Origin of the sequence: Streptomyces sp. A 4/2 (genome assembly GCF_940670765.1) — a bacterium.
Lineage (GTDB): Bacteria > Actinomycetota > Actinomycetes > Streptomycetales > Streptomycetaceae > Streptomyces.
Window position 1 is genome coordinate 378,856 of record NZ_CALNVW010000031.1, and the last position, 11,897, is coordinate 390,752.

Below are 11,897 nucleotides of genomic sequence, written 5' to 3' on the forward strand. Positions count from 1 at the left end.
AGGAGTCCGTACCCCATGACGTCCACGGTGCCCACCACTGCCGTTCAGCACGCCGACGGGCAGCCGCCGATCACCATGTCCGGGCCGGACTTCCCCTACGCGTACGACGACTTCCTGTCCCACCCGGCAGGGCTGGGGCAGATACCCGCGACCCGGCACGGCACGGAGGTCGCCGTCATCGGCGGCGGGCTCTCGGGCATCGTCACCGCGTACGAACTGATGAAGATGGGCCTCAAGCCGGTCGTCTACGAGGCCGACCGGATCGGTGGCCGGCTCCGTACCGTGGGCTTCGACGGCTGCGACCCCGGACTGACCGCCGAGATGGGCGCCATGCGCTTCCCGCCCTCCTCCACGGCGCTCCAGCACTACATCGACCTGGTGGGGCTGGAGACCAGGCCGTTCCCCAACCCGCTGGCCCCCGGGACCCCTTCCACCGTCGTCGACCTCAAGGGCGAGTCGCACTACGCCACGTCCGTCGACGACCTCCCGCAGGTCTACCGCGAGGTGATGCACGCCTGGAACACCTGCCTGGAGGAGGGCGCGGACTTCGCCGAGATGAACCGCGCCCTGCGGCAGCGCGACGTCCCGAGGATCCGCGAACTGTGGGCGCGGCTGGTGGAGAAGCTCGACGACCAGACGTTCTACGGCTTCCTCTGCAGCTCAGAGGCCTTCGCCTCCTTCCGGCACCGGGAGATCTTCGGCCAGGTCGGCTTCGGCACGGGCGGCTGGGACACCGACTTCCCCAATTCCATCCTGGAGATCCTGCGCGTCGTCTACACCGAGGCAGACGACCATCACCGGGGCATCGTCGGCGGTAGCCAGCAGCTCCCGCTGCGGCTGTGGGCGCGCGAGCCGCAGAAGATCAACCACTGGCCGTCCGGTACCTCGCTCGCCTCGCTGCACGGCGGCGAGCCCCGTCCCGCGGTGACCCGGCTGCACCGCACCGCGGGCAACCGGATCACCGTCACCGACACGTCCGGAGACATTCGCACCTACCCGGCGGCCGTCTTCACCGCCCAGTCCTGGATGCTGCTCTCCAAGATCGAATGCGACGACGCGCTGTTCCCCATCGACCACTGGACGGCGATGGAGCGCACCCACTACATGGCGTCGTCCAAGTTGTTCGTGCCGGTCGACCGGCCGTTCTGGCTGGACCCGGCCGTCGACGCCAAGGGAGTGCCGACCGGGCGGGACGTCATGTCGATGACGCTCACCGACCGGATGACCCGCGGCACCTACCTCCTGGACGACGGCCCGGACCGGCCCGCGACGATCTGCCTCTCGTACACCTGGTCCGACGACAGCCTCAAGTGGCTGCCCCTGTCGGCACACGAGCGGATGGAGGTGATGCTCACGTCGCTCGGCGAGATCTACCCGGACGTCGACATCCGCGGGCACATCATCGGCAATCCGGTGACCGTCTCCTGGGAGGACGAGCCCTATTTCATGGGCGCGTTCAAGGCCAATCTCCCCGGCCACTACCGCTACCAGCGGCGCCTGTTCACGCACTTCATGCAGGACCGCCTCCCCGAGGACCGGCGCGGTCTCTTCCTCGCGGGCGACGACATCTCCTGGACGGCGGGCTGGGCCGAAGGCGCCGTCCAGACCGCGCTCAACGCCGTCTGGGGTGTCATGCACCACCTCGGCGGGACGACCGACGCGACCAACCCCGGACCCGGGGACCTGTACGAGGAGATCGCGCCGGTCGAACTGCCGGAGGACTGAACGCCCTTGCTGCGGCTGCCTGTTGCGTGGGACGGCCTGCTACGCGGGGCGGCAGACGCTGCGCTGGCCGCCCAGGCCGGAGATCTCCAGCTCCATCACGTCACCGTCGCCGAGGTAGGGGAAGCGCCCGGACAGTGCCACGCCCTGCGGCGTACCGGTGTTGATGATGTCGCCGGGCTCCAGCACCAGGTACTGCGACAGATGGTGCACCAGATGCGCCACGCCGAAGATCATGTCCGCGGTGCCCGAATCCTGCCGCGGCTCGCCGTTGACGTACGAACGCAGCCGCATCCCCTGCGGGTCACCGGCCTCGTCGGCGGTCACCAGCACCGGGCCGAGCGGGTTGAAGGTCGCGCAGCTCTTGCCCTTCGACCACTGGCCGCCGGACTCCTCCAGCTGGAAGGCGCGTTCCGACACGTCGTTGCTGACGGCGTAGCCCGCGATGTGGGCGGCGGCATCGGCGGGCGAGTCGAGGTAGGAGGCGCGGCGGCCGATGACGACGGCCAGCTCGACCTCCCAGTCGGTCTTCTTCGCGCCGCGTGGGATGAGTACGTCGTCGTACGGGCCCACGATCGTGTTCGGCGACTTGTAGAAGAGGATCGGCTGCTCGGGCGGGGCCGCGCCCGACTCCGCCGCGTGGGCCGCGTAGTTCTGGCCGATGCAGAGCAGCGCGGACGGGCGGGCCACGGGCGGGCCGATCCGGTGACCGGTGATGTCGGTCTCCGGCAGCCGCTCCGGCTCCGGTACGAGACCGGGGTCGTCGGCGAGCGCGGCGAGGAAGGCGCCATCGATGTCGGCGGTGACCGACGACAGGTCGTGGTGACGGCCTTCGGGGGAGGCGAGAACGGGGCGTTCGTGGCCCGGCTCGCCGATGCGCATCAGACGCATGAGGGGGAACTCTCCTGAAGGGTGAGGGGGTTGGGGCGCCGGTCAGTGCAGCCGGCTGAGCGCATCGGCGCCCACCGCGTGGACCAGCGGCTGACCGGCCAGCAGACGCAGCACCTCGCCGACCGCACTGGCGCCGAGCCGCAGCCGGCACTCCACACTGCCCGCCGCCTGGTGCGGGGTCAGCAGGACGTTCGGCAGCGCGCGGAAGGGATGGTCCACCGGTAGCGGCTCGGCGTCGAACACATCGATCGCCGCGTCCAGCCGCCCCGACGCCAGCTCGGCGAGCAGCGCGTCCTCGTCGACCAGCCAGGACCTGGCGGTGTTCACCAGACCCGCACCGTCGGGCATCAGCGCCAGCTGCTCCGGGCCGAGCATCCGGTGGGTCTCGTCGGTCACCGGGGCGTGGACGGCGACGACCCTGCTCCGTGACAGCAGGGTCTCCAGCGGTACGGACTCCACCCCGAGCGCCGCAGCGTCGGCGTCGGTCAGGAAGGGGTCGGTGACGCTCACCCGTGCCCCCATGGCCCGGACGAGCGCGATGTACGCCCGGCCCGTCCGGGACGCGCCGATCACTCCGATGTCACTGCCGTGGATCTCGTGGCGCGGCGGGGCCTGGCTCGCCTCCTGCCACGGGGCGCCGGTGCGCAGTGCCCGGTCGAAGCGCTGGATGCGGTACAGCAGCGACAGCGTGAAGGCCAGCGCCACCTCGGCGACCGGCCGCGCCATCTCGTCACCGGCCTGGCTGACCCGGATGCCGCGCCGGAACACCTCGGCGGTGACATAGGGCGCGACGGCGGATCCGGTGTGCGAGACGAGCGCCAACCGGTCGGCCGCATCGAGGAGTTCGCTGTCGATCCGCGGCGTTCCCCAGGCGGTGACCAGCGCACGGGCGCCGGGCAGCGCGGCGGCGAGCGCCGCCCGGTCGCGGTGCGCGTCGAGCACCGTCAGCTCCGCGGCCCGCTCCAGGTCCTGCCACACCTCGGCCGAGAAGAACTGCGCGCGCAGCCCGGGAGGTACGGCGACCACCACCCGGGGGCGGTCAGGAGAGCCAGTCATCGAGGTGCTCCGCAACGAAGGCGTCATCGGTCAGCCAGGGGTAGGCGGCGGCCACCCGGGTGATCTCGTCCGCCTGCCCCGGAGAGAGGGTCTCGGCCGGGTCCAGACACCAGGTCCCCTCCAACAGGCCCTGACGGCGGAGTACTTCGTGGACTCCGGCGATGCAGCCGCGGAACGCGCCGCGCACATCGAAGACCGCGCTGTTGGCGTCGGTCAGCTCCGGGCCGCGGGCCAGGCAGCGCAGCATCGCCTCGTGGTCCCCGGCGCGGGCCGCCCGTACGTCGTCGAGGAGGGACACCGCCGAGCCGGTCCACACCGCCCACTGGCCGAGCAGCCCGCCCGCGAACCAGCGGCGCTCGCCGCCCGCCGTCTCGTAGGGGGTCAGCAGATCGCCGATGATGCCGTCGTCGTTGCCGGTGTACAGGGCCACCTCGCCCGCGCGGTCGGCGCCCGCGACGGCCCGTACCGCGTCGGCGGTGCGGTAGCGGTCGAAGGGGGCGATCTTCACGGCCACGGTGGACGGCAGATCGGTGAAGGCCGCCCAGAAGCGCGGCGACAGATAGCGCCCGCCGACCGCCTCCTGGAGGTAGAAGCCGATCACCGGCAGCACCTCGCCGACCGCGCGGGCCCGCTCCAGCAGCCCCTTCTCGTCGGCGCCCGGCACCGCGGGGCTCAACAGCACCGCGTCATAGCCGAGTTCGGCGGCCGTCTCGGCCTCGGAGACCGCCTGGGCGGTGTAGCCGCAGGCGCCCGCGATCTTGATGAAGGGACGCCCGGCCTCGGCCCGGATCGTCTCGGCGGCGAGTTCCAGTACCGGCCGGAAGAGACCGACCTGGGGCTCCCGGATCTCGAACTGGGTGGTGTGCACGGCAACAGCGGCGCCGCCCGCGCCCGAGGCCAGGTAGTAGCGGGTCAGGGCGCGCTGCCGCCGCTCGTCGAGCTTGCGGCTCGCGTCCAGTGCGAGTGGATGGGCGGGGATCACCGCACCGTGGGCGAGGGCGTCCAAGGAGGGAGTGGACATGGAGTGGATCAGAACCTTCCGTCACGGACCTGGAACTTGGTGGGCTTGCCGGACAGCGGCAGCCCGCGGCGCAGCCAGTCGGCCTGCCACTCGACGAGAGTGCGCAGTGCGACCTCCGGATAACCGAAGAGCGCATGGCAGCGGCTCGCGTCGGAGAGCAGCGCGGTCGGCGACTCCGCCCCGATGTACACCGGCTCCCGGTCGAACTCCTCGCCGAACCACTGGGCGAGGCGGCGCACCGAAGCGGTCTCGGGGCCGGTGAGGTTGAGGGTGAAGGCCTCGCCGTCCGTGGCGTGCAGCAGCGAACGGAGGGCGACCTCGTTGGCGTACCCCTGCCACACCACGTTGGCGTGACCGGTCGTCAGGTCGACGGGCTCGCCCGACTGTACGCGGGATGCGATGTCCGCGAGCACGCCGTAGCGGAGGTCGACCGCGTAATTGAGCCTGATGTTGGTGACCTTGGTGCCACGGGTCAGTGCGGCGTGGTCGAAGATCCGCTCGCGGCCGAGGCAGGACATCGCGTACTCACCGACCGGGCCGACCGGATCGGACTCGGTGCAGCCGCCGGACGACAGGGGCACCAGCGGGTACACGTTGCCGGTGGAGAACGCGGCGATCCGCGAGGTGGACCAGCGGCGCGCCACCCGGTCCGGCATGGCGGCGTTGACCGCCCAGGCGTGCGAAGGCGCCCCGGCCGAACCGAACTTGGCGCCGACCATGAAGATCACGTTCCCGGCGTCGGGGAGTGCGCCGAGATCGGCGGCCGGATCCATCAGGTCGAAGGCGACCGTACGGACCCCGTCGGCCTCCAGCTCCGCGGCGGCGGCCTTGTCCGACCAGCGGGAAACGGCGTACACCGTGACGTCGGAGCGGCCCCCGGCGTCCAGCGCCCGGCGGGCCAGCCGGCACAGGCTGGGGCCCATCTTGCCGCCGGCGCCGAGCACCAGCAGGTCGCCTTCGAGGCGGGCGAGGTCGGCGACGAGCGCGGGGGAGGGGGTGGCGAGCCGCTCTTCCAGAGCGGCCTCATCGGTGAACATGCGTGGCTATCCCTTGATTCCGGACGCGGTGACGCCCTCGGTGAAGTAGCGCTGACCCACCATGTACGCGGCGAAGATGGGCACGAACGCGATGACGGAGCCGGAGAGCACCACGTTCAGCGGCACGTTCTGCTGCTGGAGCGAGGCGATCCCGACGGTGAGCGTGCGCATGTCGGTGGACTGGCCGATGACCAGCGGCCACAGGAAGTCGTTCCAGTGCCAGAGGAAGACGAAGACACCGAGGGTGGCGAGGATCGGCTTCAGCAGCGGCAGCACGATCCGGTAGAAGATCTGCCACTCGCTGCACCCGTCCAGCCGGGCCGCCTCGAAGAGTTCGTCGGGCAGTCCCATGATGAACTGCCGCATCAGGAAGACCGCTTGGGCGTTGGCGAGGGTCGGGATGATCAGACCCCAGTAGGTGTCCACGCCGCCCAGCTTCGCGATCATCGCGAACGTCGGGATCATCGTGACGTGGTAGGGGACCATCACCATCGAGAGGAACGACCAGAACATCGCCTCACGGCCCGGGAAGCGCTTCTTGGCGAAGGCGTATCCGGCGAGCGCGGCGAGCAGCAGCACGCCGACGACCGAGACCACCGAGTAGATCAGGGTGTTGAGCAGCCAGCGCGGCACGTCCTGGGCGCTCATGACGGCGTGGTACGCCTCGCCGGTCAGCGGCCAGGGCAGCAGACTGCCCGGGAAGTCGACCGCCGCGGACGGCTTCAGCGACAGCACGACCATCGCGTAGAACGGGAAGATCGTGACGAGCGCCGCCACCGTCAGCAGCAGGGTGCGCGCGACACGGCCCACGGGGGTGGCACGCATGCCGTGCGGCACGGTGTCGCGGTCCGCCGCCTTGCGCAGCCGCCGCTCGGCCCGCCGGGCGGCCCGGAGGTCCACCTTCTGCGGGGCGCCGGACGTACCGCCGGCGGACACGTCGGCCGGGGTCTCCACAGGTGCTGCGGTCATGGTCACTGGTCCTTCCCGATCACGAGCCGCTGGAGTACGGCGACCACCACGGTCAGCACGAAGAGCGCGACCCCGATGGCGGAGGCGTAGCCCAGGTCGAAGTACTTGAAGCCCGCGTCGTAGAGCTGGAAGACGAGCGTGTAGCTGCCGTTGGCGGGTCCGCCCCCGGTCATCGTGTAGACCGCGTCGAACACCTGGAACGAGGCGGTCGTCTCGATGACGGCGAGGAAGAACAGCGCGGGCTTGAGCTGCGGCAGCACGATGTACCGGAACCGCTGCCAGGGACCCGCGCCGTCGGTGAGCGCCGCCTCCTCCAGCTCACGCGGAATGTCCTGCATCCGGGCGAGGAGGATCAGCATCCCGTAGCCGAAGCGGGACCAGATGCCGACGATCGCGAGCGCGGGAAGCACCAGGACGTCGTCGGAGAGCCAGGAACTCTGCGACATCCCGAGCCAGCCCACCATCGTGGACCACGGGCCGCCGGTGGAGAAGATCCACACGAACACGGTGGCGGCCAGCACCAGCGAGGTGACGACCGGCAGGAAGAACACCGAGCGGAAGAACTTGGCGCCGCGGAAGGCCCGCCGGGTGATCAGCGCCAGCGCGACCGAGGCGATCAGGGTGCCGGGCACCGCGATCACCGTGTAGAGCACCGTCACCTTCAGTGCCTGCCAGAACAGCGGGTCGGCCCAGAGGCGGGTGAAGTTGTCGACGCCGACGAAGTGGCCGCCGCCGGTGAGCGAGTAGTCGGTGAGGCTCATCAGCACACCGGCGACCCCGGGGCCGAACCGGAAGGCGAGGAAGAGCAGGAAGCACGGGAGGACGAAGAGCAGGCCGATCCGGGCCTCGCGGCGCGCCTGCGGCCCGCTGCGACGGCCCCGGCGGGTGGGTTCCGCGACGACTGCCACGGGGATCTCCTTGCGGTACGGGGGAATTGCGGTGGATACGTGAGCCGGGACCCCGGCCGGGCCGGGCGCGGGTCACGCGGGTGGTGCGGACCGGGCGGGTGCCCGGCGGTGGTGCGGGCCCTCGGGCGGGGGAGAGGTTCGGTCCCCGCCCGAGGCCGGTCCCGAGTCAGCGACCGAGCATCGCCTGGGCGGCCTTGGCCGCCGTGTCGAGCGCCGCCTGCGGGCTCTTCTTGCCCAGCAGCGCTGCCTGGATCTCCGGGGCGAGCACCCCCTGGACCTCACGGGACTTGTCCTGCAGCGGTCCCACGTCCATGCTCGGCAGGGTGGCGCCGACCGCCTTCTGCAGAGCGTCGCCGGGGTACAGGTCGCCGCCGGACTTCCGGGCCGGGAAGTACCCCGCGCCCTTCTCCAGGCCCGCCGCGTTCTTCGACTCGGCGACGAAGTTGAGCCAGTCGCCGGTGGCCTTCTTGTTGGCGCTCTTCAGCATGGAGAGGGCGCCCACGGTGCCGTAACCGACGGACCGGACGTCCTTCAGCGGCGGCTGGACGACGATGTTCTCCTTGCCCCAGAACGGCTCGACGTCCGCCGGGGTGTTCTGCCAGGTGCAGGCCACCTTGCCCTTGGCGACCGGCGTCTGTTCCAGCTTGGGCGTGGTGGTGACCAGGTCCCGGTCGGTGTAGCCGCCGTCGACGAGCGTCTTGAGGTACGACAGCGCCTTGACCCCGGCGGCGTCGTTGAACGTGATCTGCTTGCCGTCCTTCGAGAAGACGTCACCGCCCGCCTGCCAGAGCAGCGGGTAGAAGGTCATGTTCAGCGTCTGCTGGGTGTCACCGCTGTAACTGGTGGCGTAGTAGCCCTTCTTCTTCAGCTTCGGCGCCAGCGCGGCCAGATCGGCCCAGCTCGTCGGGTAGGTCTTCTCGCCGATGGCGGAGAACACCCGCTTGTCGCAGATCAGCGGGTTGGCACTGGTCAGCACCGGGGTGCCGAGCGCCTTGCCGTCCACCGTCACCGACTTCATCGCGAAGTCCGTGTAGTCCGCCCTGTCGGAGGCCGGGGTGTACTCGTCGGCCGGGACGATGTTCCTCGCGTACTTCGGCAGCTGGTCGGGGATGAGATACACCGCGTCCGGGCCCTTGCCGGAGGCGATCGCGGTGGCCAGCGCGGTGTCACGGTTGGCCCACGGGAAGGTCTCGACCTTCACCTTGATCCCCGTGTGCTTCTTCTCGAACTCCTTGACCAGGCCGTCCCAGTAGGACTTGTTCTTGGCCTCGTCGAAGATGACCGGGTAGGTCCACATGGTGACGGTGTTGCCGTCGCCGCCACTGCCGCACCCGGCCAGCACTCCGGCGGCGAGCGCGGTGGCGAGGACGGGAGCGGCGACGGCACGCAGCCGGGAACGGCGCTTCAGGGCACGGGACATGAGGGAACACTCCGAGGACGTGAGGGCGGGCGGAAGAGGGGTCATGCGACCGGGACCGTCTGGACGGTCCCGGTGTGCCGGGCACGTTCGGCGGCGAACGCCGCGAGGTGACTGCCGAGCGAGGTCGCGGTGCCGGAGCGCACGGCCCCCGCGTCACCGGTCGCGACGGCCCGTACGAACGCCTCGATCAGCGCGTCGTCACCGCCGCCGTGCCCGTCGGCCGCGTTCGAACCGGACGTGCCGAGTTCGTGGACGGTGGACTCGCCGGTACGGAAGTCCTGGACGGTCACCCGCTCGCCGTCACCGGTCAGCCAGCCGTGCGAGCCGAAGATCCGGGTCTGCCGGTGGGTCTGCTCGGTGAACGCCACCATCTGGAAGGTCGCGGTCACCCCGCCCTCCAACTGCATGGCCAGCACCTGGTGGTCGACCACGTCGTTGTCGCTGCGGTACGCGCACACCCCGTACGGCCCCTCCCGCAGTGCCCGCACGAGCCCGGCCTCGTCGGTCGCCTCGGTGACATGGGTGACCGGCCAGACCGCGCCCTTCTCGCGCAGCGTCGGCATGTACAGCTTCAGCGCGCTGTACGGGCAGCCGGCCTCGACCGCGCAGTCCAGGCAGCGGTCGGCGGAGCCGGCCGGCGCGTTCTCCGGCCGGAAGTGCTTGAGTCCGCCGAAGCCGGTGACCTGTTCGATGCGCCCGCCCATGACGTACGAGATCCAGTCCAGGTCGTGGCAGGACTTGGCGAGCAGCATGGGGGACGAGTCGCTCTCGCGGCTCCACGGGCCGCGTACGTAACTGTGCGCGTAGTGCCACCAGCCGACCGGCTCCAGGTGGTCGATGGAGACCAGCTGCCCCAGCACCCCCGAGTCCACGACCTGCTTCACCAGATCGGTGTAGGGCGTGTACCGCATCACGTGACAGACCGCGAAGAGCACCCCGGCCCGTTCCACGCCCTCGACGATGGCCCGGGTCTCGTCCTCGGTCGGGGCGAGGGGCTTCTCGACGAGGATCGCGTACCCGGCCGCGGCGAGGGCCAGTACCGGCTCGACGTGATCGCGGTCCTGGGTGGTGACGATCACGGCGTCAGCGATGCGGTTCTCCGCGAGCGGGCGCCAGTCGTCGAACTGCACGGGCGCGCCCGCGGCGGCCCGCGCCACGGGGCGCGGATCCGCGACCGCGACGAGTTCGGCGGCCTCGGGATGGTTCTTGATCCACTCGGTGTACGTCAGGCCGCGGTTGCCGGCGCCGACGAGCGCGACCCGTACGGGCCGGCTGGTGATCGGAGTATGCGTGGACACGGGGGTTCCCTCGGTGCGGGTGGGGGTGGCTGGCGGAGGAGGAGCGTCAGAAGCGGAGCGTGGCCGCGGTGTGCGACACCCGGGCGCCCTCGTCCGGCAGGGCGGTGCGCTCGGTACCGTCCTCGACGCAGCCGGTGTGCAGCAGATGGCTGTCCGCGCCGGTGAAGGCCGCGGGGCGCAGTTCGAGCCGGCCGCCGGTGAAGGTGGAGCCGGTCGCCCGGTAGCGGTTGGCCCCCTCGGTCACCAGCAGATGGGCGGTGCCCTTGGGCGCGGTGGAGGTGACACCGTTCAGCTGCCAGTCGACGGTCCGCGCCGAGCCGGTACGGGAGAGCAGGGCGCCGTCCTTGTTGGTGCCGCCGACGCGGGCGCCGTCGACCCGCAGCCGCTGGTCCTTCGAGGACGTCAACTTCAGCCCGGTGTCGCGCAGTTCACCGCCGTCGACCGTGATGTCGGGGTGCGCGAGCGAGACGGGCGCCGCGTCCTCGGCGCCGGTGAGGGTGCACTGGTCCAGGACGAGCGGCCCGGTGCCGTTGAACACCGCGGCGCCGACCCCGTCGAGGACGGTCCGCTGGAGCGTGAGCGGTGCGCTCACGTTTCCCTGGGTGATCTCGGCGCCCGCGGCGAAGGAGAAGTTCGAGTCGGCGATCACATTGGGCCGCCCCGACAGCTTGGACGCCTGGGAGACGATCAGCGGTCCGCTGGCGGTGCATCCGCGTATCTGCACACCGTCGGCGTTCACCCAGAGCATCCCGGAGCCGTCCAGCGACTTCTTGCCGATGACCAGCATGTCCTCAAGGGTCAGATCGGTGACGTTGACCCGGGCCACGAACCAGGAGCAGGCGTGCCGCCGTACGGTGATCCGCTTGGCCGCGCCGCCCCAGGCCGCCCCGGAGTTGGCGAACGTCATCAGTCCGGAGTTGCCGGTGTAGACGAGGTCGTGCTCGAACTGCCCGTGGGTGACGAAGGGGCCCTGGTCGTCACCGTCGCCGTGGCAGTTGGTGACGTAGCAGTAGGCCGACGCCGTGAAGTCGTTGAGATGGCGGGCGTTGGAGGTGTGACAGTCCTCGACGTGCCCGTACAGGCAGTAGATCTGCTGGGTCAGATAGCCCGCGCCGCCGTACGTGACGTCCTTGGGGTTGGTCAGCGAGCACTGCTCGGTGCGGTAGTAGGTGCACCAGCGGCGCATGATCACCGGCCAGAAGGTGCCGGTGGCCTCGATCCCGGAGACGTCGCAGCGCACCGCGTACTCGTAGCTCACCGGGTGCGAGCCGGTCATCTCGTCGTCGCCCCAGCCCTCGAACACCAGGTTGCGGACGTGGGCGCGGTCGACGGGCTCGATGCGGGTCCAGGTGAGGGTGCGGCCCGCGGCCAGGTCCCAGCCGATCTGGTAGTTGACCCGGATGTGCGTGGCGTCGACGACGTCGGTGACCTGGACGAGCCGCTGGATCTCCTTCTCGTACGTCCCCGACAGGGCGTTGACCTCCACGGCCCACCACTGGCCGACGGCGAACTTCCCGGAGTCGCCGACCTCGAAGAGATCCGAGAGGTCCGGCATGTCCGCACCCAGCTTGTGGG

The 11,897-nt window shown here is 70.6% G+C and carries 10 protein-coding genes; 1 reads left to right on the plus strand and 9 read right to left on the minus strand.

Features of this window, described 5'->3' with window-relative positions; all coding sequences use genetic code 11:
• Positions 1-15 precede the first annotated feature (15 nt).
• The gene (locus tag NBY69_RS24510) at positions 16-1,725 is read left to right on the plus strand and encodes an NAD(P)/FAD-dependent oxidoreductase (protein ID WP_250303608.1); all 1,710 of its coding nucleotides are present in this window, start codon (positions 16-18) and stop codon (positions 1,723-1,725) included.
• A gap of 39 nt (positions 1,726-1,764) precedes the next feature.
• Here NBY69_RS24510 and NBY69_RS24515 read toward each other — a convergent pair whose 3' ends face one another.
• The 9 genes from NBY69_RS24515 to NBY69_RS24555 form a co-directional block, all read right to left on the minus strand.
• Complete coding sequence (locus NBY69_RS24515) at positions 1,765-2,613, minus strand: fumarylacetoacetate hydrolase family protein (protein ID WP_250303609.1); 849 nt, start codon at positions 2,611-2,613, stop codon at positions 1,765-1,767.
• 42 nt (positions 2,614-2,655) lie between these two features.
• Positions 2,656-3,669, minus strand: coding sequence for a hydroxyacid dehydrogenase (locus NBY69_RS24520; RefSeq protein WP_250303610.1), 1,014 nt, complete (start codon positions 3,667-3,669; stop codon positions 2,656-2,658).
• On the minus strand, positions 3,653-4,690 hold the full coding sequence (locus tag NBY69_RS24525) for a dihydrodipicolinate synthase family protein (protein WP_250303611.1): 1,038 nt from the start codon (positions 4,688-4,690) through the stop codon (positions 3,653-3,655). The genes NBY69_RS24520 and NBY69_RS24525 overlap by 17 nt, the downstream gene beginning before the upstream one ends.
• 8 nt (positions 4,691-4,698) lie before the next feature.
• Positions 4,699-5,727, minus strand: a complete 1,029-nt coding sequence (locus tag NBY69_RS24530; RefSeq protein WP_250303612.1) for an NAD(P)-dependent oxidoreductase — start codon at positions 5,725-5,727, stop codon at positions 4,699-4,701.
• Positions 5,728-5,733: 6 nt separating this feature from the next.
• A complete protein-coding gene (locus NBY69_RS24535; protein ID WP_250303613.1) occupies positions 5,734-6,696 on the minus strand; it encodes a carbohydrate ABC transporter permease in 963 nt (320 codons plus the stop codon).
• A 2-nt stretch (positions 6,697-6,698) separates the two neighbouring features.
• Positions 6,699-7,604, minus strand: a complete 906-nt coding sequence (locus tag NBY69_RS24540) for a carbohydrate ABC transporter permease (RefSeq protein ID WP_250303614.1) — start codon at positions 7,602-7,604, stop codon at positions 6,699-6,701.
• A gap of 166 nt (positions 7,605-7,770) precedes the next feature.
• Positions 7,771-9,024, minus strand: a complete 1,254-nt coding sequence (locus tag NBY69_RS24545) for an ABC transporter substrate-binding protein (protein ID WP_250303615.1) — start codon at positions 9,022-9,024, stop codon at positions 7,771-7,773.
• Between the two features lie 41 nt (positions 9,025-9,065).
• Positions 9,066-10,322, minus strand: a complete 1,257-nt coding sequence (locus NBY69_RS24550) for a Gfo/Idh/MocA family protein (protein WP_250303616.1) — start codon at positions 10,320-10,322, stop codon at positions 9,066-9,068.
• A 46-nt stretch (positions 10,323-10,368) separates the two neighbouring features.
• Positions 10,369-11,897, minus strand: a 1,529-nt coding sequence (locus NBY69_RS24555; protein ID WP_250303617.1) for a peptidase C14, incomplete at its 5' end; no start/stop codon positions are given.